Raw genomic sequence first — 18,840 nt, forward strand, 5'->3', positions numbered from 1 at the left:
GAATTATTCGTCGTCGAGGAGGAATGCTCCGCGGTTCGTCAGCGCGTAGATGATGTCGTCCTGAGTGACAATCGCTTCGTTACGCATCACGGCGGCCTTGGCCGCAGAACGCGCCGCGATGGTGAGCTCAGCCTGCGAAAGTCCCCCGAAGTACTGCTCGTAAATATCGACTTCATTCATCACCGGAGCTGGCGCACGATCGCCGAGTTCACTGCGGATGATGCGCATCGCTTCCGACTGTGTTGGCAGCGAGAAGTTCAGCACGGTATCGAAGTGCCGGAACATTGAACGGTCGAGCACACCGCGGCGGTTGGTTGCAGCAATAGCCAATGACCCTTTACCGAGCACCTCAACAAACAGCAGGAAGGCTTTGAAAACCCGGCGGATCAAACCCGATGAGGTGTCGTCGCCAACGGTATCGAAGACGTCGAAGAGGTAGACGGCACGACGACGGGCAAGACGGTCGAATACCTCGCGCATCGACGGAACATCTTCTTCGGCCGAATACACATTGAGCATATTGTCCAGGTAGACCGTCACCAGCGGGAGCCCCATCTCTGCGGCAATCACCTCGGCAGTAGCAGTCTTACCGGTCCCGGCCGGTCCCTCCATCAAGAGACGGTGAGCGGGGGTGAAACCGAAGTCACGTAACAGTGCGGCGTTCTCGTGTTCATCGAGCACGTGACGAACCCGTTCAATGAGCTCGAAGGAGATCGTCAGCTCGTCAAATTTTGCGTCAGGGCGTGAGACCTGAATGAACTCAGCAAGGTCGGAATCGATATCGACTCCGAGGTCGTCGTCTTCGACTGTCTGGAGCTCGACAGCCTCGCCTCGAGCATGTTCGATCGCCTCGCGAATTTCCGATGCAGCGTTGCGCCGACCTTCTGTAAGCTCGCGGTGTGCGACGTCGAGTGCGACCGCATAAAATCCGTCTTCATCGCCTGCAGCGTGATTCGCCACCATAGCAGCTATGTCGTGGCTTAAACCTGACATTGTTGTATCAAATCCTTGGAAAAATCAATCGGTGCGATACTACCATCAACTATAGTTATTCTGCCGATCACTGTGGAAAGGTGCCATGAGCTTCGTAATCATTGCAGCACTGGTCGGCCTCGCATTTCTTGATGCTTCCACACTTTCGACACTGCTGATCCCATTATGGCTATTAGCCCGTCCCGGAATTTTTGAGCCCCGTCGGCTCGTGACCTATCTGACGGTCACTGCTGGCACATATTTTCTGCTCGGCTTCCTAGTACTCGTCTTGGCGAACCAACTCATTAATACATACCTGGCAACCTTACAAGGTCCGCTTGCCAGTCGAATTGCGATAGGGCTCGGCGCCGTCGTCATCCTCATGGGCATCATCGGCCTGTTGCGGAGTCGACGCGAAGCTCAGCCCGGACCGTCAGCGATGACCCGGCTGCGCGACCGTGCCCTGGGATCGAATACCTCGGTGGCAACGCTGGCCCTGTCGGCCATTGTGGTTGAGGCTGTCACCATGTGGCCCTATCTCGTGGGTATTAGCCTCATCGCGGCCAATGGGCCCGGCCTGCCTTTGGACATCTTCTGGCTGGTGCTGTACAACGTAATCATGGTGCTCCCCGCGGTCATCCTCACGTGGGCGCGCACTAAATATCCTGAGCAGACTGACCTCTTATTATCAAAAACCCGCGAAACGATGGCGTCAGCCGGCTCCAATTTCACTGCATGGTTGGCCATCCTGATCGGCGCCGGAATTATCGTCGCCCAACTGGTCTGACAAACTACACTGAGCAGCATGTCCTCATCACCGGTCGACCACGCTCCACAGACTCCGCCATCGCGCGCCACAATTGCATGGCGCCAGGTCATCTGGTTTGTCGTCATCACCTTCGCGCTGACCTGGGTGGTCGCTCTACCGCTGTATTTCGTCGATGACGAGCAACTTTTCCAGACACTTTACCTGCCCATTGCTGTGCTTATGATGGGCATCCCCGCGCTCGTCTCATGGGGTATTGTGCGCAGAACACAGCCGAAAGGGCAGCGCGCTGCGGCACTCGGATTCAGTCGACCCCGACCCGTTGGCAAATTTCTCGGGTACCTCGGACTGGCCTTCGTCATGCCCCTCGGTATTATTCTGCTGAGCCTGCCGATCGCCTCGGCGCTTGGCCTCTATAGTGCTGATCTTGAGAATTTTTCAGGACTCCAACAGATCTTTGACGAAGCTGGTGCCGGAGGCATTCCGGTGGAAATGATGCTGCTGAGTCAGATCATCAACGTGGTTATCGCCGCCTGGGTACTGAATCTTTTGCCGGCCCTCGGTGAGGAAATCGGATGGCGCGGCTGGCTCACTCCCCAGCTCCTCCCACTCGGCGCAGTACCGACCATTGCTATCACCGGGGTGATCTGGGGACTCTGGCACACACCGCTGATTCTCTTGGGCCATAATTATCCGCACCTACCGGGTTGGCAAGCCGTGTGCTTCATGGTCGTATTCTGCACGCTCCTCGGTGGCATCTTGGCCTGGTTGAGCATTCGCACGCGTTCGGTATGGCCAGCCGCTCTTGGGCATTCCACCATCAACGCCATCGGTGGGCTACCGCTGATCTTCTCTGAAGACACGACCTTTGATACCGCCCATGTTGGGATCACGGGGACCACCGCGTGGATCGTGGCCGGTATCGTCTTGCTCGTTCTGTTGCTCTTGAAGTCCTTCAAACCAGCACCGATGCCGGTCGTTGACCCGCGTACCGCATGGCCTTCGGATTATTAACGACCAAGCGCGTGCACCGGAACGACCAGCTCAATGCTCATCTGCTCTCGGCGCACGCGCTCGCTGGCGTGCTCAGCCAGGTTTGGCCTGACTAGTTCAGCTCATGAATCTCGCGTTTGGAAGCGTCTTGCGACAACACCAGTGAGATCAGACTGATCGCTGTGAAGCTGATCCACAAGATAGCAACAAGGTGGAGGGATCCGCCTCCGGCAGCTGCCAAAGCGGTCGCCATCATCGGAGTGAAGCCGGCACCCAGTACGGCTGCCAGTTGGTAGCCAATCGATGCACCAGAGTAGCGAACATGTGTTGGGAACAGTTCGCCGGCGTAGGCACCGTATGGTCCCGCGGTGAAGCCCTGTACGAGTGAGAGCCCCAGAATAATGGCAACCATGAAGGCCATCGCTGAGCCCATTTCCAGCAGCCACATCACTGGGAACGCCAGGAGGATTCCGACGATATTTCCCCAGATGAGCACGCGGCGGCGACCCAGTCGGTCAGACATCCGCGAGGCCATCACGATGAAGAGAATGGTGAACACACCGCCGAGGGCTTTCATGTTGAGCACGTCGGACTGCTGTAGGACAGCCTGCTGTACGGCGTAGGAGATGGCCCAAGCGCCCATGAGTCCCTGTGCCATTTGGCCGGAGAGTCCGCCACCGATTGCGCGCAGCAGTTTCGTTGGATGGTTGATCACGAGTTCGGCGACCGGCACCTTTTTCGGCGCGGGCTTTTTCGCCAGCTCTTGGAATACCTCAGACTCGGAGACTTTCATGCGGATAAAGATGCCGAGCAGCATCAGTACCGCTGAGAAAATGAACGGTACGCGCCAGCCCCAGCTGAGGAATTGTTCCTCGGGCAAGAGCGAGAAAGCGGAAAGGGCAAGCGTTCCGACGATGGTTCCTGCAGGAGCGCCCATGTAGGCAAATGCTGCGGCAAAACCACGACTTTTCTTCGGGGCTGATTCGAAGGCGAGCAGCATCGCTCCGCCCCATTCACCACCGACGGCAATACCCTGAATCACGCGCAGGGTGACCAACAGGATTGGCGCCCACGCACCGATCGCGTACGCCGTTGGCAACAGACCAATCAGCGTGGAGGCGATCCCCATAATCAGCACGGTCACGACCAGAATGGTCTTTCGACCAAGCTTGTCGCCGAGGTGTCCGAAGATGAGTCCACCCAGTGGACGAGCAACGTAGCCGGCTGCCAACGTTGAAAACGACAGGATCAACGCAACACTCTCGTCGAGTCCTACGAAGAAGACTCGGTTGAAAACGATTGCGGCTGCTGTCGCATACAGAATGAAATCGTAGTATTCAATTGCGGTCCCCAAGAAACTGGAGAACTGGATGCGACGCAGATCTTTGGGCGAAGCGTGATACGACTTTCCCGCCGACGAGCTGTCCCCTGCGCCGTTGGGCTCATGCAACGCTGTGGTCGACTGTGTCATCTTGTTCACTCCGTTCAAATGAAATTATGTCGAGGTCTTGTGGGATCAGCAAGGTCCCGTCAAACGCGTCCCCAGCTTTTTGCCATACTTCTGCCGGCGCGTGACTGGGCACGAGGTGGTGTAGCGCCAGAGCTTTGGCGTTGGCTTGGCTGGCTACACGGCCTGCATCTTCGGCGGTCGTGTGGGCACGCCGATGATGATCCATGGTGGCCTGCAACATGGCCGCATCTGTATAGAGAGCCGCCATGGTTTCGAGGCTGATGACCTCGTGCAGTAAGAGATCGGTATCTTGGGCCAATGCGATGAGGTTTTGGCACGGTGCAGTATCCCCGGAAATGGTTACTGAACCGGTTGGCGTATCGAAACGGAACCCAAAGGCCGGGGCCGTTGGATGGTGCGACACCAGGGTGGCCCGTACTTGCACACTCTCATCTTGGAACACCACGAGTGGATCCATATCCGGAGCAACATTTTCATCCGGATCAAAGTTCACGGACTCAGGGAGCTCGATGTCATGTGGTGTGAAATGGTCATACGGTCCGGGGGTCAGCGAATCCCGCATGCGGTCGTTAAAGTCAGCAGAGAACGCTGAGACCAGACCGGCGAAGGTGGATTCAATACCGGCGCCTGGATCGCTTGGGTTCACCGGCTCAGGTGCACTTTCGGCACGCGGTGACATCGGCGTGATTCGTCCACGGCTACCCGGGCCAAAGATCGGAATCGCAGACTTTTGTGCGTCTTTGATTTCAAACGGTGCGAAAAGCATGAGCGACGCAAGATCCACGATGTGGTCGGAATGCATGTGCGTAATGAAGATCCCTTTGAGATCGGCCATCGACAAACCTGCCGATCTTATCTGGCGACCTACCCCGGACCCGCAGTCCACCAGGTACCAGCCATCTTCGACGACCACTGCCGTTGCGATGCCTTGACGTGGCTTGCCTTGATTATCGGTCCACCAACGCGGACCCCCAGCCGTTCCCAGTGTCACAACGTATGGTGCCGTTGCTGAACTGGCGTCGGTGTATATGTAACCCATATCTTCCTTTCGTGACCTGCGTCACCGTCGAATCCATACGCTACACAAGAGACCAATCTTTGAATATCGATATTTTGTTATCTGCAATCTAAGCTGTGCTTATGAATGATGTGACCTTGCGCCAACTGCAGTATTTTGTCGCTGTCGCCGAGACTCAATCCATTACGAAAGCCGCTGAGCGAAGCCACGTCAGTCAGGCTGCTGTCAGTCTTGGGATAACGGATCTAGAGAAAAGTCTGGGCGTGACCCTGACGATACGGCGGCGGGCCAAAGGGGTCTCGCTGACCGCCGAGGGTCGAGCCATTCTGGCCGACGCTCGCGTCATACTTGACCACGCAAGAGAATTAACCGAGCACGCTTCACAGGCCCGAAACGTCTTGTCAGGGCAGATGGACATCGGCTGTTTCCGCACGCTGTCGATGCACGTTGTACCTCATCTGGTCCAGTGGTTTGCAGAGCATCATCCGCACGTCGCGCTCACAGTACACGAGGGCAATGGCCAAGAAATCCAGGAGCGGATGCAAAACGGTCAGCTCGCGGCATGCGTAATCTACGAGGCGCAACTGCTGCCCAACAGCCAACCGGTGCTCATCCAAGAGCAGCGCCGTCAAGTGATCTTACCGCTCGACCACGCTCTGGCCACACAAGAACAGGTTTCACTTCGCGACTTATCACCGCATCCTGCGGTACTACTCGATGAGGCCCCGGCGCTTGAACGAACCCTCAATGAGTTCCACAGTCGGTCCTTGGAGCCAAATATTTTGTTGCGGACACGCAGCGTGCAAACTGCCCAGAACATTATTGGGCGCGGCCTGGCCTACGGGCTGTTAATGCACTGTCCCAGATATTCGCCTGAAGGTAACCCACTGACCGGTCGACCACTCTCGGATGATTTACCACGCAATTCACTGATGCTGACACTTCCGCCAGGGCGACAAACGTCCAAGGTTCGAGCCCTGCATGAGGCGCTGCTGACACTCCCCGACCATGCAAAAGAATAATTATCGTAGACAGCCCCGGTGCCCATCCACGCACGACCGACAGAAATTGGAGAATATCTCAATGACGACCACCACTGAACGCTCAAAAGAAATTGTCCTGGCTTTCTACGAGGCCTATAACCAGCGTGATGTGGAGGCCGCGATGTCATACATCGGCGACGTTTACATTCAACACAACCCGTGGGTCCCAGGCGAATCGGGCCGGAACATCATGGATGTATTCCGCGTCAACGACGACGGCAAAATCGTCGAACACTGGGACGTTGTGCAAGATATTCCCAAGCTAATTTATCCGCCAATTAATGACAACGGATACTTCTAAACGACTCGTGGCCTGACGCATCGTCAGGCCACGAATGGTTTGGCTGCTGGAGACTGTTTTGCGACCTGCACGTCGGACAGCCTCCAGCAGTCGCAGACTCAGCTATGGGGTTGGTGTACCCCCGTTGACGTGTAGGGTCTCGCCCACAACGTAGCTGGATTCGGATGAAGTCAGAAAAACGTAAGCTGGCGCCAACTCAGCGGGCTGGCCTGCACGACCCAGCGGCGTATTCTGACCAAAGTGCGGCAGTTTCTCTTTTGGCTGGCCGTCCGACGGTTGGATCGGAGTCCAAATAGGTCCGGGGGCTACCGCGTTAACGCGGATACCTTTCGGCGCTAGTTGTTGGCCCATCCCCTTGCTGAAGTTATTCATCGCAGATTTTGTCGAGGCATAATCAATCAACATCGGATTCGGGTTATACGCCTGAATGGATGATGAATTGACGATGGTCGACCCTGCGGGCATGTGCTTCAGCGCTGCCCTAGTAATGCGGAACATCGCATACACGTTGGTTTCATATGTGGACCGCATCTGCTCATCGGTGAGATCCTCGAGATCTTCTGCAATCTCTTGTTTCCCCGCATTATTTACCAGGGCATCAAGGCCACCCAGTTCACGAGCGGCGTCCTCAACGAGTCGCTCGCAGAAATCTTTATCTCGAACATCGCCCGGTAGCGCGACCGCTTTGCGGCCGGTTTCACGGATCACTTCAATAATGTGCTGAGCGTCTTCTTCCTCTACGGGAAGATAGTTCAGTGCAACATCGGCACCTTCACGAGCAAACGCGATAGCGACGGCCGCACCGATACCTGAGTCAGCGCCGGTAATCAGAGCTTTGCGCCCTTCGAGACGGCCGGTACCGCGATAAGACTCTTCACCGTGGTCGGCTTTTGGAACAATATCCTCGTCAAACCCTGGTTCGGGTTGGTCTTGTTTTGGTGGGGAAATTTGTTCGTAGCGGTCGACCGGGTTTTGAAACGTTAGCTGGTCGTGTTGTGTCATAAAACAGCCTCCATAATGGCTCGTATAGGCCTGAGGTCGCAGAGACGACTATGAGTTTTTAGAAGTCCGGCGTTTGCTTTCTTTTTCGAGCGCTTCGACTAATTCGTCTTTATCCATTTTCGACCGGCCCGAAATATCGAGTTCTTGCGCCTGGTCATACAAGTGTTCTTTCGTAGCGTTGGCGTCAACACCACCCGCTGTTTCACGGTTGGTGTCTTGTCCACCGGCGCTCTGATCGTCTGACGGCCCGGAGCCCCCGGACTTCGGTTCCCAGCGGTCGCCTACTTTTTCGTGCGTGTGTTTCAGCGCATCATAGGCAGTGCGGTGTGCACGTTCCTCATCGTTGTACTCTTCCATCGCAGAGTCGTAAGCCTTGGCGAAGGTTCGCTGTGCTTTCTCGTTCGATTTTTGGAGAGTCTCCGGTAGTTCTGACTTCTTGGCATCGCCTGATTTACTTGTCTTTGGCATCGTGGCCAACTCCTTTCGCTGGGCGACCGAATACCCCTCACGCTAACAGTGTGACGTCGGAACAAAAAGGACCGCACTTCGATTGCTGACCCGTGCCCCTGCCGGCTATGAGTCGTCTCGAACATGCTGACGAAAAAACAGTTGAACAACATTTTGTAGCTGGAAAATTGCTGCGAAATTGTCTAGGAAAGGCATGGGTATGCGAGCCCAAGAACTCGTGGGGCTCAGCTTTCCGTGGCGGCATGCTTTTGAGCAATCATTTCCTACTAGCTCTTGAGTTTCAGTTTCTTAGGCGTCTAGCCTGGGTAACCCGAGGCAAAAACGCTTCGATGTGCTTCGGCACATTCGGTCTACTCGAAAGGAGACTGAAATGGCTGACAACAAAAACCCAGGACAATTTGGGAACCGTAACGACACGGAAGAACAAGCACGTAGGGGCGGGGACCAGAGCCCCGGACGTTTTGATAAATCAGAAGGTGCCGACCCATCACGCGCTGGTAAAAAAGGTGGCGAAGAAAGCCCCGGCCAGTTCGGCGCCTCAGAGGGCGCAGCCCCTTCGAAAGCCGGAGAGAAAGGTGGACGGAACTCATAGCATGAGTCCGTTCCTTACTTTCCATATCTTATAAATGAGGGCGGGTAAGCAGAACTCTTCCCGCCGGTGGAAGCAGATCATTCCACAGTGTTTCACGCACATTCGGTCACAATAGGAGGCTGAAATGGCAGATAAAAACAATCCCGGGGAATTTGGTAACCGTAACGACACGGAAGAACAGGCCCGTAAAGGTGGCGAAGAAAGCCCAGGCCAGTTCGGTGCCGAGGAAGGCGCAGATCCGGAAAAAGCCGGTGAAAAAGGCGCCCAGGCACAGTCCAAAGAAGATAAGGCTAAAGGCGGTCGCAATAGCTGAATAAGCTAAATTGATGAATCCGGCCTAGCCGAGCCTGTTAGCGGGAGGGACCTTCGTTCCTCCCGCTAATGCTGTTCGAAGCTCGAATAATAGCTCAACGGAACTCGCTAGTAGATACCACACAGCGAGGCGAAGATAGCTCGTTGAACAGCCTGCGACGCACAGAACCAGCATGCTTTGGCGTACTAAAGGTCAGAAAAAGATGCGCACTTCGGAGGCGGCACACCTTGTTCAATAAATTCTCAATGTTCTAGGCTGGAAATTAGGCGTACAACCAACGCCCTACTGAAAGGAGCATGACATGTGGCTCATTCTTATATTGGTTGGACTGGCAATGGTCCTGCTAGGTGTATTCTCCGGCATCGGAGAGATCTTGATCTGGCTGGGCGTAATTGTTGCGGTCATATCAATCATCATGTGGATCGTACGCAATGTAGCACGAGCCGGCAGAGGCTGACGCCGCGAAAGCTTACCTGAAAGTAGATGCCTGACGATACGTCGTTGGGAAGCCAAAGGCCACGGAGAATATTCCGTGGCCTTTGCGCTGTGTGAAAGTTTTGACTAGGCGAATGCTCCGTGGCCGGTGAGGTCACGACCAACGAGCAGCGCCTGGACTGACTCCGTACCTTCGTACGTGTGAATGCCCTCAATGTCTGCGAGGTGCTGGATGACCCCGTTTTCTACCAGGATCCCGTTGCCGCCGAGCATGTCGCGAGCTTCCGAAGCGATCCGACGGGCGGTACGGGTGTTGTTGTACTTGGCCAGGGCCGCCTGGGTGCCTTTCAGCTTGCCGGCTGTCTCGAGTTCAGCGATGCGGCGCATGTACAGCTGCATCGACACCAGGTCAGACAGCATCCGGGTGAGGCGTTCTTGAATCATCTGATGTTCGGCCAGGTATTTGCCGAATTGTTTTCGCTGGGTCGAGTACGCCAGGGCTGATTCGAATGCAGCGGTCGCGTGGCCGAGTGCCGACCAGGCAACCCCGATGCGGGTTGCGTAGAGCACCTGGGAGACCTCACGGAAGGACTTGATGCCTTCGATGAGTGCTTCGGCGCCGACTGTGACGTCATCATAGAAAATATCGGCCTGGTCGATGGCGCGCAGTGATCCTTTGTGGCGGATCGGTGTGCCGGTGTAGCCTTCGGCGTCCTGTGGCACGATGAAGCCGCGTACTTTGCCGTGGTCCGCTGCGCCTTCATCAATGACGCGAGCAAAGGTGACGGTGACGCCGCCGGCTGCGCCATTACCAATCCAGCGTTTTGAACCACGGATGACAAATGAGCCGTCGTCCTGACGGGTTGCGGTCGTGGACAAGCCGGTCGAGTCGGAGCCGTGATCTGGTTCGGTCAGTGCGAAGGCTGCCGGGAAGTCGAAGTCGGCAATCGCTTTGGCATACTTGGCTTTTTGCTCTTCGGTACCAAACATGGTGATGGAGCGCAGTGCCAAACCGCCCTGGACGGCAAGGATGGTGCCCAGCGAACCGTCGATGCGGGACAGTTCCATGTTGACCAGACCGGCTGCTAGCGGTGAAATCTTTTCAATATCTGGGTGGTCAACGCCGTCGTTGATGAGTCCGGCCTCGCCCATGGCGTGGCCTACTTCTACTGGATAGTGGTGGTCATTCCATGCCTGACGCATTGTGTCGACGTGGGCTTCACCGAATTCGCGGGTGCGCTGCCAGATGGCGCGTTCAGCGTCACCAATGTCTGCAAAGACTTCGTAGTAGTCGATGTCGAGCGCATCGGTGAGCTGGTATTCAGGCTGTTGGTTCCCGGGGAATGACGTGGTCATATGACCTCTTTCAAAGAGACGGACATTGAGGCGCACATCTCAATCTAGCGGGATTTTTTCGCCAAGAACATTTCATGAACCCTCGGTACCGGGTATTTTTTGTCTGCAGTCGTTTAGCGAAGCTGGGAGTCCAGCATGATGTTGTACCGGTGGGCGATCTCGTGGTAGATCTCGCGGTTCTTGTTTCGGATGCGTCGATTGATGAAAAAAGCGTCAACAATCCACCAGATACCAAAGGTCGCCCAGGCCAACAGTGTCATGGCGATCGCGTAGCCGATATTGCCCAGGTAGTACCGGTGCCCGCCGACGCCGCCCAGAAAGATCCAGAGGACCCAGGCGACGACCGGAGATTTCTTGGCAGAGTCGTATTCGGCATACATCGCGTTGAGGCGTGCCTGTTCAGACATGACTACTCCTGATGTCTAGAGTTTTGTTGGTTTTCGGAGCGCATACGGTGCTAGTCGGAGCGATGGAACATCCAGAGACCAATGCATGCACCGATGATTTTGACCGAGCCGAGGCCAATGAGCATCCAGTGCTGAGTGGTGATAACGCCGTCTTCAGCGATGATGGTGACGGCTGCGGACCCGGCAAGCAAGAGTCCAACAATGAGGGTAAAAACCCATAGGACTTTGATGCCGGGTGCGTGTTTATGCATTACTCATCTTCGGCTGCCAGCTGCCCGCATGCGCCGTCGATTTCTTTTCCTCGGGTATCGCGCAGGGTGGTTGGTACGCCGGCGTCGTTGAGTCGGTCGATAAATTCCTGGGTGACGTCGGGCTCAGACGCCGTCCAGACCGAGCCCGGGGTGGGGTTCAGCGGGATGGGGTTGATGTGTGCCCAACCGCGGCCACGAGCTTTGATCTTTTTGGCCAGTAAATCTGCGCGCCATGGGTGGTCATTCATGTCTTTGATCAGCGCGTATTCGATGGAGACGCGGCGACCGGTTTCAACGAAATAGTTGTAGGCGGCGTCCAGCGCTTCATCGGCATCCCAGCGGGAGTTCACGGGGATCATCTCGTCGCGCAGTTCGTTATCCGGTGCGTGCAGGGAGAGCGCGAAGGTCACCGGAATGCCTTCAGCGGCAAGTTTATTGATGGCCGGCACAAGGCCAACGGTTGAGACCGTGATGTTTCGAGCTGACATGCCCAGGCCGTCGGGGGTCTCATCGACCATGCGGTGAATGGCGTTCATGACGCGGCGGTAATTCGCCAGTGGTTCGCCCATGCCCATGAACACGACGTTGGAGACGCGATCAATGTCGCGGGTGCCTTCTGGTTTGCCGAGTTGGCCGTCGGCGATCACCCGGTTGGCTGCCACAATTTGGTCGACAATTTCGGCAGTCGAGAGGTTACGGGTCAATCCCGCTTGTCCGGTGGCACAGAACGGGCAGTTCATGCCGCAACCGGCCTGGGAGGAAACACACAGGGTAATGCGGTTTTGATAGCGCATCAGCACGGACTCGACCAGTACGCCATCGAAGAGTTTCCACAAGAATTTGATGGTCTGGCGGTCTTCGGTTTCGATGCGGCGAACTTCCGTCAGCAGATCCGGGAAGAACGTCTCGGCCAGTTCGTCGCGCTTGCCTGCGGGCAGATCCGTCATATCGGCTGGATCCGTGGTGTAGTGGCTGAAGTAGTGGGTGGAGAGCTGACGTGCACGGAAAGCCGGTAGACCGAGTTCTTTGACCTTGTCCTCGCGCTCCGACATGGTCATATCGGCCAGATGCTGGGCAGGCTGGGTGACGCGTGGCTGTTTGAACTCGAGTTTCGGGCGGCCCTCAGCATCGGTGCGCTGGGTCCAGCCTTCGGTTCGCGGGCGAACCTGGGGCCGCTCCATGCGGGGACGAACGCCGTGATTAGCGAGCCGGGCGCGCTCCTCGGTCAGTTGCTCGACCTCGGGATCCAAGAATTGTTTGCGCGGTGGATTCAGCTTCAGACGACCTGCACGGTCGGTCTGACGCTTCATTGGTCGGGTGCCGGGTTCACGAGGAGTATACTTATCAGCCATTTGTCACATTGTCTCACACCAGTTCAACATACGAGAACGCGCCAATTTTAATTCTCTGGCCGCGATAGCGCCGGAATGCTCGGCCACTGAATTGGCGACAATGAACGGTTGCAGATAGAAAAGTTGCTCGGTACACTCGGTGCCGCCGGCTGATTTTGCTCCAGCAGCGATCTTTTTCAACGGACCCCGAGAGGTTCTCAACACGTTTTGTGTACGAAGGGAGAAACGTTGACAAGTATTCAAGAAGCTACCACCCAAGATCTTTATCCGACGCGAACCGTAGACCATACCGAAGTGTTCGACCGGAAGGACCCCGTCGTCTACGGCAGCGCTGAGGATGGCCCCATGGACACTGAGCTCCTCAAACTATTCGACGACAAGGGCTACTTGGTCATCGACCAGGTCATCACACAGGATGAACTTGCTGAGCTGCGTGCTGAATTGGAACGCCTGGCCACCAATACTGAGGTCAAGGCCGATGAGCGCACCGTAGTGGAACCCAAATCCAAGGAAGTGCGCTCAATCTTTGAGGTGCATCGGACCAACGAGATCATCAAAAAGATCGCCAACGATCCCCGTCTCGTGCGCCGCGCCGAACAAATTCTTGGCACCCAGGTATATATCCACCAGAGCCGAATCAACTACAAACCCGGCTTTGCAGGCAAGGAATTCTCCTGGCACTCGGATTTCGAGAGCTGGCACGCGGAGGACGGCATGCCACGGCCGCGAGCTCTGAGCATTTCGATCCTGCTGACCGACAACTTCTCCTTCAACGGTCCGCTCATGATCATGCCCGGCTCGCACAAGCGGTACATTTCCGTCCCTGGCGTCACACCAGAGAACAACTACCAGCAGTCACTGGTCATGCAGGGCGCCGGCACTCCAAGCGAAGAGACGCTGACCGAATTCGCAGACAGCTACGGAATTGATGTACTCGAAGGCAAGGCCGGCGATGCCATCATGTTCGACTCCAACTGCATGCACGCCTCGAACAGCAATGTCACCCCATTTGCTCGTTCGAATGTATTCCTCGTCTACAACTCGGTAGAGAACTCCGCAGTCGAGCCATACGCGGCACCAAAGCGCCGGCCGGAATTCATCGCCAGCACGGACTTCACGCCGGCAGGCACCTAACACCTGCTCCCCCAATCGCGGATGGCAAGAAAATCCACACTGACAGACCATCAGCCCCAGTGACGTTTATCACGTTTAACGTTAGGCTGCTGTCATGACTACCATCCTTGCTTCACGTCCAGAAATTCCCGGTGAAGACTTCTCCCGGGTAGCCATGACCGACGAAACACTCGAGCTCTTACAAAAACTGCGCGGCATCCACGGAGATCTGATGTTCCACCTCTCAGGTGGCTGCTGTGACGGCTCGATGCCCATGTGCTACCCGGCGGGAGACTTCCGCACCGGCGCACAAGACGTCCTATTGGGGACCTTTGAACTGCCCGCAACCGACGCCCTCCCAACAGCCGAGATTGGGTTCTGGGTGGGCAAACCGCACTTCAGCTACATTCGTGGCTCGCACATCACCCTGGAAGTTGTGGATGGTCGCGGCGCCGGATTCTCGGTAGAAACCCCCGAAGGAAAGCGCTTCATCATGCGCTCCACCCTGCTGCCGTCATGACGGTTGTTAGGCAGTATCCACGCCAGAACCCCGCCGATGACAGCTACCAACGTGCGGTTGCCGCAGCCCACCAGAAACTCCAAGACGCCGTCGTAGATCCCACGGGCGTGCGCTCAACTGTGACTGAATCCTGGCGTCGAAGTCTCGAACTCCACACGACCCCGCAGAGGGTGACCGCTCCGGCCAGCATTACCTCCGATACCCTGGCTGATCATCGCAAAAGTCACCCGATTGCCGCCGTCCTACCTATGCTCCGCACCTTACTGGCCCCGGCGCACGACGTGGGACTCATCACCGCGATCTCAAATACCGCAGGCCACCTACTGTGGGTAGATGGCGCCAGCACTACGCGAACCCGCGCCGAAGACATTGGCTTCGCCCCGGGCACCGATTGGTCCGAGGCCTCGATGGGCACTTCCGCCCCGGGTGCCGCACTATCAACCGGCGCACCAGCCCAGGTTGGTGGCGCAGAGCACTTCAGCCAGAACGTGCATGATTTTTACTGCAGCGCCATTCCGCTACACCATCCGTCGGGTGGCATTTTAGGCATGCTCGACATTACTGGCTCAGATACCGCCGTGACTCCCCTGGCTTTGGCGATGCTGCGCAATACCGCCCAAGCCATCGAGCAATTCTGGGCCACACATATCTTCCCCTCAGCGGGTGATGCGGCACCGCCACTGCACACCACCCCACCACTCACGGTCGCCAGCGGATCCACCGCGCGGCTGGGCAATACCCGACTGTCGAACCGGCACGCCGAGATTCTCACGCTATTGGACTGGCACCGCGCCGGCCTTAACGCCACTCAGCTTGCTTATGAACTCTTCGGAGAACTGGCCCCGGACCAGCTGCGAGCGCGACTCACCACGGTGCGAGCTGAAATTTCCCGGTTGCGCAAGCTGCGCGATACCAGTCACTACCCGATCGCGCTGCACTCGCAGCCCTACCGGCTTGAAACTCCGCTAACTACCGATGCGACAGCCGCCATGAACGCACTACATCAAGGTGATATCACCGCCGCCCTGCAGTGCGCGCCAGCAGATGTCTTGCCGAACTCCGAGGCGCCAGGTATCGCAGAGATTCGACAGCAGTTGGCCATGACCCTGCGGGAAGCGGTGCTGGCCGATGCAACCGCCGAACAACTCTGGACATACCTGGGGCGCAGTCAGGCCGCCAACGATGTCGAAGCGTGGATGCTAGCGCTGAAAATACTGCCGCCAAACAGTCCGCGTCGGGCAGTCGCTACCGCCACCCTGCAACGGCTCATGCACTAGGCGCACCACGTTGCAACGTTGGTGCAACCCCATCGAACCTAGAGTGATCCGCATCACCTCAAGTTCTACGTTTTAGGGAAAGGCTGCACCATGACCGTCTACGCAAACCCCAATACCGAAGGCGCCATCGTTGACTTCCGTTCGCGCTATGACCACTATATTGGTGGCAAATGGGTGGCCCCGGCCAAGGGCCAGTACTTTGAAAACCCCACTCCAATTACCGGCCAAGCCTTCTGTGAAGTGGGCCGCGGTACCGCCGAAGATATTGACGCTGCTCTCGATGCTGCGCATACCGCAGCCAAGACCTGGAATAAGTCCTCGGCGACCGAACGTGGCGCCGTGCTGTTGGCCATGGCCGATCGCATGGAAGAAAACCTCGAAAAAATTGCGGTGGCCGAATCCTGGGATAACGGTAAAGCGGTTCGCGAGACCCTCAACGCCGACATTCCACTGGCCATTGACCACCTGCGCTATTTCGCCGGTGCCATCCGTGCACAGGAAGGTAGCCTGTCGCAGATCGATGACGACACCGTGGCCTACCACTATCACGAACCATTGGGCGTGGTCGGGCAGATCATCCCGTGGAACTTCCCGATCCTCATGGCAACCTGGAAGATTGCTCCTGCGCTAGCCGGTGGTAACTGTATCGTGCTGAAACCAGCCGAACAGACGCCAGCCTCGATCATGTTGCTCATGGACCTGATCGGCGATCTCATTCCACCCGGTGTGCTCAACGTCGTCAACGGTTTTGGTTTGGAAGCCGGTAAACCGCTGGCGTGCTCCCCGCGGATTGGCAAGATCGCGTTCACCGGTGAGACCACCACAGGGCGCATGATCATGCAGTACGCCACCGAAAACATCATCCCGGTCTCACTCGAACTGGGCGGTAAATCCCCGAACATCTTCTTCAGTGACGTCATGGATGCCGACGACGGCTTCCTGCAGAAATCGCTGGAAGGTTTCGCATTCTTTGCGCTCAACCAGGGCGAAGTCTGCACGTGCCCATCCCGTGCACTGATCCAAGAGAGCATGGCCGATGACTTCTATGACCTGGCGATCGAACGGGTCAAGCAGATTAAACAAGGCAACCCGCTGGACACCGACACCATGATGGGCGCCCAGGCCTCCAACGACCAGTTCGAAAAGATCATGTCGTACATGGATATCGGCAAACAAGGTGGCGCCGAAGTGCTGATCGGTGGCGATTCCTTGGATCTTGGCGGTGAGCTCTCCGGTGGCTACTACGTCCAGCCCACCGTGCTGCGCGGTACCAATGACATGCGGGTCTTCCAGGAAGAGATCTTCGGGCCCGTCGTCGCCACCACGACGTTCAAGGATTACGACGACGCGCTATCCATCGCCAATGACACCATGTTCGGACTCGGCGCCGGGGTGTGGTCACGCAACGGCAATATCGCCTATCGTGCGGGCCGCGACATCCAGGCCGGCCGCGTGTGGGTGAATAACTACCACTCCTACCCGGCCCACGCCGCCTTCGGCGGGTACAAGATGTCCGGGTTTGGTCGTGAAACACACCTGATGCTGCTCGAGGCCTACCAGCAGACCAAGAATCTGCTGGTGTCCTACACCGAACAGCCGCAGGGCTTCTTCTAAACCACTTCTCCTATCGAATGGCCGCCGATCCAGTGATCGGCGGCCATCTTGCGCTCCTTGGCTCTGACACCCCAACTATCACCTGAACGTGCAGCATGGTCGAGTGTTATGCTGCCTCGGCCCAAATGACGCTCGCAGCCGGTAAACCGATATCAATGGTGGTGTTCAGTGGTGGTGGGTCGCTGTTCCAGGAGGCGATCTCGGATAACGGTGGTCTGGTGGGTACCGTGTAAGCATGTCCGGTCGGGGTAGTCACGGTCAGCTCATCCGGGCTGCCAGAATAGGTCCAGCCGCGGTGTTCTTTACGCTGGTTGCACCGTTTGCACAGTCCGGTGGCGTTCTGCCAACTGGTGGCGCCACCAGCAGCCCAGGGGGTGCGGTGATCCGCGTCCTGAACCGAGCTGTTACACCACGGAGTGCGACACGTATCATCCCGCAGTCGCAACATCTTGGCTAATCCGTCGGGGAAGCACCGCCGGGAAGACTCTAAGGCCACTAACTGGCCGTCGGTGGGGCGGGTGTACATGCGGCGTAAAAACTTTCTGGCCTCTGGGTCAGCCAGCCAATCTTTGGCGGTGCCGGCGGGAATTGGCCCATGGCCCATGATCCAGGCCGGCAGATCATCATCCCCAAACACCGTGGAGTCCTGCATGACCACCACGATCTCCGCGGTGACCCCGCGGGCGGTGGTTTGTCCGGTGAGCAGTTCGACGAACAAATCCGTCATGACCTGTTCCCGACCCAACGACTCACCATCCGGATTGAAGGCGCGGTGGGCGGCTTGACGCTGCCGAGCTCTGGTTTCCAGCGATTCCATAACGGCAAGGCCTTCTGGAGTGGGCAGTTCTGCGGTAACATACACCTGGTTGTCACTGGCCGGAGCTAAGCATACCCGTCGCCGGGCCGTATTCTGGTTGGCCCGGTCCTCCGCGGCCTGGCGGTCCAACCGGTAGGCGTGGCCCTCGATAAGCTTGCGCAGCTGGGAACTCGACGCTGTGCCCAGGCGGCGGGCAATGGCGGCATCAATCTCCCGTCGATGCGCGTCACGCAAATGATTGGTGTGTTCGGCCACCAGGCGGGCGTGATACTCACTGACCCGCCCAGACCGCAACGCAGCCCGGGTATTCGGTAAAACTGTGTGCAGAGCCCGGGCCAGCAGCGTCAACGCCCCACCCACATACGGTGACTCCCCACGAGCCAACCCCACCTCGGCTTCAAGACCTTGCAGATGCTGGGACTGCGGGATCCGTAGATCGCGCTCCTCGGCTTCGCGGAACGCGAGAAAGGTGTGGGTAGCCTCGGCCTGAGCTGCAGCCAGCATGCGCTTGGCCTGTTCTAACTGCTGGAGCCGATCAACCGCCTGTCCCTGATCAGCAGCATCCGGCAGACCGGCCAGGACGGTCATCGCGTCCTGTGCCGGATTCCCTGTTGCCACATGCTGTAATTCCATACCCCCAATGCTAGTCAGGGGGTAGGACACGATAAGCGGCTGCCGGCAGCTACGCTGCTCATCTGAGCTCCCTCCGCAAGGAATTTGGCCGTAGCGGGGGCAGCCGCAACCAAGCGACTCCAAGCT

21 protein-coding genes are annotated in these 18,840 nt (G+C 57.3%); 11 read left to right on the forward strand and 10 right to left on the reverse strand.

The genetic code is table 11. The features are described 5' to 3' along the window. Positions 1-3: 3 nt before the first annotated feature. Positions 4-993, reverse strand: a complete 990-nt coding sequence (locus tag G583_RS0103340; protein ID WP_022869784.1) for an ATP-binding protein — start codon at positions 991-993, stop codon at positions 4-6. An 85-nt stretch (positions 994-1,078) separates the two neighbouring features. On the opposite strand from G583_RS0103340, the gene G583_RS0103345 reads away from it, so the two are divergent. Continuing rightward, on the forward strand, positions 1,079-1,759 hold the full coding sequence (locus G583_RS0103345; protein WP_022869785.1) for a GAP family protein: 681 nt from the start codon (positions 1,079-1,081) through the stop codon (positions 1,757-1,759). Positions 1,760-1,777: 18 nt separating this feature from the next. Next, the gene (locus tag G583_RS14010; protein WP_022869786.1) at positions 1,778-2,752 is read left to right on the forward strand and encodes a CPBP family intramembrane glutamic endopeptidase; all 975 of its coding nucleotides are present in this window, start codon (positions 1,778-1,780) and stop codon (positions 2,750-2,752) included. Between the two features lie 91 nt (positions 2,753-2,843). Here the strand turns inward: G583_RS14010 and G583_RS14015 are convergent, their stop codons facing one another. Together G583_RS14015 and G583_RS14020 are read right to left on the reverse strand one after the other, a co-directional pair. Next, positions 2,844-4,202: an MFS transporter gene (locus G583_RS14015; RefSeq protein ID WP_022869787.1), complete on the reverse strand. Its 1,359-nt coding sequence runs from the start codon at positions 4,200-4,202 to the stop codon at positions 2,844-2,846. Further along, on the reverse strand, positions 4,174-5,241 hold the full coding sequence (locus tag G583_RS14020; protein ID WP_022869788.1) for an MBL fold metallo-hydrolase: 1,068 nt from the start codon (positions 5,239-5,241) through the stop codon (positions 4,174-4,176). Before G583_RS14020 ends, G583_RS14015 begins: the two co-directional genes overlap by 29 nt. A 101-nt stretch (positions 5,242-5,342) precedes the next feature. On the opposite strand from G583_RS14020, the gene G583_RS14025 reads away from it, so the two are divergent. Beyond that, positions 5,343-6,242 (forward strand): LysR family transcriptional regulator, encoded by a 900-nt coding sequence (locus tag G583_RS14025; protein WP_022869789.1) that lies wholly within the window; start codon positions 5,343-5,345, stop codon positions 6,240-6,242. Between the two features lie 61 nt (positions 6,243-6,303). After that, positions 6,304-6,564 (forward strand): nuclear transport factor 2 family protein, encoded by a 261-nt coding sequence (locus G583_RS0103370; protein ID WP_022869790.1) that lies wholly within the window; start codon positions 6,304-6,306, stop codon positions 6,562-6,564. Positions 6,565-6,666: 102 nt separating this feature from the next. Here G583_RS0103370 and G583_RS0103375 read toward each other — a convergent pair whose 3' ends face one another. Next, entirely contained in the window at positions 6,667-7,566 is a 900-nt protein-coding gene (locus G583_RS0103375; protein WP_022869791.1) for an SDR family oxidoreductase, read from the reverse strand. Positions 7,567-7,614: 48 nt separating this feature from the next. After that, complete coding sequence (locus G583_RS0103380) at positions 7,615-8,034, reverse strand: ChaB family protein (protein ID WP_022869792.1); 420 nt, start codon at positions 8,032-8,034, stop codon at positions 7,615-7,617. Between the two features lie 370 nt (positions 8,035-8,404). On the opposite strand from G583_RS0103380, the gene G583_RS14030 reads away from it, so the two are divergent. From G583_RS14030 to G583_RS16775, 3 genes are all read left to right on the forward strand, one after another. Beyond that, positions 8,405-8,626 (forward strand): hypothetical protein, encoded by a 222-nt coding sequence (locus G583_RS14030; RefSeq protein ID WP_040894631.1) that lies wholly within the window; start codon positions 8,405-8,407, stop codon positions 8,624-8,626. A 124-nt stretch (positions 8,627-8,750) separates the two neighbouring features. Next, complete coding sequence (locus G583_RS0103390; RefSeq protein WP_029629229.1) at positions 8,751-8,939, forward strand: hypothetical protein; 189 nt, start codon at positions 8,751-8,753, stop codon at positions 8,937-8,939. A 301-nt stretch (positions 8,940-9,240) separates the two neighbouring features. Further along, a complete protein-coding gene (locus tag G583_RS16775) occupies positions 9,241-9,396 on the forward strand; it encodes a hypothetical protein (protein ID WP_022869793.1) in 156 nt (51 codons plus the stop codon). Positions 9,397-9,500: 104 nt separating this feature from the next. Here G583_RS16775 and G583_RS0103400 read toward each other — a convergent pair whose 3' ends face one another. The 4 genes from G583_RS0103400 to rlmN form a co-directional block, all read right to left on the reverse strand. Continuing rightward, entirely contained in the window at positions 9,501-10,730 is a 1,230-nt protein-coding gene (locus tag G583_RS0103400) for an acyl-CoA dehydrogenase family protein (protein ID WP_022869794.1), read from the reverse strand. A gap of 113 nt (positions 10,731-10,843) precedes the next feature. Then, complete coding sequence (locus G583_RS0103405) at positions 10,844-11,137, reverse strand: TM2 domain-containing protein (RefSeq protein WP_022869795.1); 294 nt, start codon at positions 11,135-11,137, stop codon at positions 10,844-10,846. Between the two features lie 50 nt (positions 11,138-11,187). Next, the gene (locus G583_RS0103410; protein WP_022869796.1) at positions 11,188-11,388 is read right to left on the reverse strand and encodes a hypothetical protein; all 201 of its coding nucleotides are present in this window, start codon (positions 11,386-11,388) and stop codon (positions 11,188-11,190) included. Then, positions 11,388-12,740 carry a 23S rRNA (adenine(2503)-C(2))-methyltransferase RlmN gene (gene rlmN, locus G583_RS0103415; protein ID WP_022869797.1) on the reverse strand — a complete coding sequence of 451 codons (1,353 nt, stop codon included), beginning with the start codon at positions 12,738-12,740 and terminating at the stop codon, positions 11,388-11,390. The genes G583_RS0103410 and rlmN overlap by 1 nt, the downstream gene beginning before the upstream one ends. A gap of 228 nt (positions 12,741-12,968) precedes the next feature. Here rlmN and thpD point away from each other — a divergent pair, with 228 nt between their 5' ends. The 4 genes from thpD (at position 12,969) to exaC (ending at position 17,264) form a co-directional block, all read left to right on the forward strand. Continuing rightward, positions 12,969-13,874: an ectoine hydroxylase gene (gene thpD / locus G583_RS0103420; RefSeq protein WP_022869798.1), complete on the forward strand. Its 906-nt coding sequence runs from the start codon at positions 12,969-12,971 to the stop codon at positions 13,872-13,874. A 94-nt stretch (positions 13,875-13,968) separates the two neighbouring features. Next, the gene (locus G583_RS0103425) at positions 13,969-14,373 is read left to right on the forward strand and encodes a DUF779 domain-containing protein (RefSeq protein ID WP_022869799.1); all 405 of its coding nucleotides are present in this window, start codon (positions 13,969-13,971) and stop codon (positions 14,371-14,373) included. Beyond that, positions 14,370-15,650, forward strand: a complete 1,281-nt coding sequence (locus G583_RS14035; RefSeq protein WP_022869800.1) for a GAF domain-containing protein — start codon at positions 14,370-14,372, stop codon at positions 15,648-15,650. Before G583_RS0103425 ends, G583_RS14035 begins: the two co-directional genes overlap by 4 nt. Positions 15,651-15,740: 90 nt before the next feature. After that, positions 15,741-17,264, forward strand: a complete 1,524-nt coding sequence (exaC, locus tag G583_RS0103435) for an acetaldehyde dehydrogenase ExaC (protein ID WP_022869801.1) — start codon at positions 15,741-15,743, stop codon at positions 17,262-17,264. A 106-nt stretch (positions 17,265-17,370) separates the two neighbouring features. Here the strand turns inward: exaC and G583_RS14040 are convergent, their stop codons facing one another. Continuing rightward, entirely contained in the window at positions 17,371-18,714 is a 1,344-nt protein-coding gene (locus G583_RS14040) for an HNH endonuclease (protein ID WP_084677227.1), read from the reverse strand. Positions 18,715-18,840 lie beyond the last annotated feature (126 nt).

It is taken from the genome of Yaniella halotolerans DSM 15476 (assembly GCF_000420805.1).
GTDB classification, from domain to species: Bacteria; Actinomycetota; Actinomycetes; order Actinomycetales; family Micrococcaceae; genus Yaniella; species Yaniella halotolerans.

Bases quoted from the DNA above. Each gene is read 5' to 3' on its own strand.
- G583_RS0103405 (WP_022869795.1), bottom strand. From the start codon at position 11,137: ATGTCTGAACAGGCACGCCTCAACGCGATGTATGCCGAATACGACTCT.
- G583_RS14030 (WP_040894631.1), top strand. From the start codon at position 8,405: ATGGCTGACAACAAAAACCCAGGACAATTTGGGAACCGTAACGACACG.
- G583_RS0103375 (WP_022869791.1), bottom strand. From the start codon at position 7,566: ATGACACAACACGACCAGCTAACGTTTCAAAACCCGGTCGACCGCTAC.
- G583_RS0103380 (WP_022869792.1), bottom strand. From the start codon at position 8,034: ATGCCAAAGACAAGTAAATCAGGCGATGCCAAGAAGTCAGAACTACCG.
- exaC (WP_022869801.1), top strand. From the start codon at position 15,741: ATGACCGTCTACGCAAACCCCAATACCGAAGGCGCCATCGTTGACTTC.
- G583_RS0103390 (WP_029629229.1), top strand. From the start codon at position 8,751: ATGGCAGATAAAAACAATCCCGGGGAATTTGGTAACCGTAACGACACG.
- G583_RS16775 (WP_022869793.1), top strand. From the start codon at position 9,241: ATGTGGCTCATTCTTATATTGGTTGGACTGGCAATGGTCCTGCTAGGT.
- G583_RS0103370 (WP_022869790.1), top strand. From the start codon at position 6,304: ATGACGACCACCACTGAACGCTCAAAAGAAATTGTCCTGGCTTTCTAC.
- G583_RS14025 (WP_022869789.1), top strand. From the start codon at position 5,343: ATGAATGATGTGACCTTGCGCCAACTGCAGTATTTTGTCGCTGTCGCC.
- G583_RS0103425 (WP_022869799.1), top strand. From the start codon at position 13,969: ATGACTACCATCCTTGCTTCACGTCCAGAAATTCCCGGTGAAGACTTC.
- G583_RS0103400 (WP_022869794.1), bottom strand. From the start codon at position 10,730: ATGACCACGTCATTCCCCGGGAACCAACAGCCTGAATACCAGCTCACC.
- G583_RS0103340 (WP_022869784.1), bottom strand. From the start codon at position 993: ATGTCAGGTTTAAGCCACGACATAGCTGCTATGGTGGCGAATCACGCT.
- G583_RS14020 (WP_022869788.1), bottom strand. From the start codon at position 5,241: ATGGGTTACATATACACCGACGCCAGTTCAGCAACGGCACCATACGTT.
- G583_RS14015 (WP_022869787.1), bottom strand. From the start codon at position 4,202: ATGACACAGTCGACCACAGCGTTGCATGAGCCCAACGGCGCAGGGGAC.
- G583_RS0103410 (WP_022869796.1), bottom strand. From the start codon at position 11,388: ATGCATAAACACGCACCCGGCATCAAAGTCCTATGGGTTTTTACCCTC.
- rlmN (WP_022869797.1), bottom strand. From the start codon at position 12,740: ATGGCTGATAAGTATACTCCTCGTGAACCCGGCACCCGACCAATGAAG.
- G583_RS14035 (WP_022869800.1), top strand. From the start codon at position 14,370: ATGACGGTTGTTAGGCAGTATCCACGCCAGAACCCCGCCGATGACAGC.
- G583_RS14040 (WP_084677227.1), bottom strand. From the start codon at position 18,714: ATGGAATTACAGCATGTGGCAACAGGGAATCCGGCACAGGACGCGATG.
- G583_RS0103345 (WP_022869785.1), top strand. From the start codon at position 1,079: ATGAGCTTCGTAATCATTGCAGCACTGGTCGGCCTCGCATTTCTTGAT.
- G583_RS14010 (WP_022869786.1), top strand. From the start codon at position 1,778: ATGTCCTCATCACCGGTCGACCACGCTCCACAGACTCCGCCATCGCGC.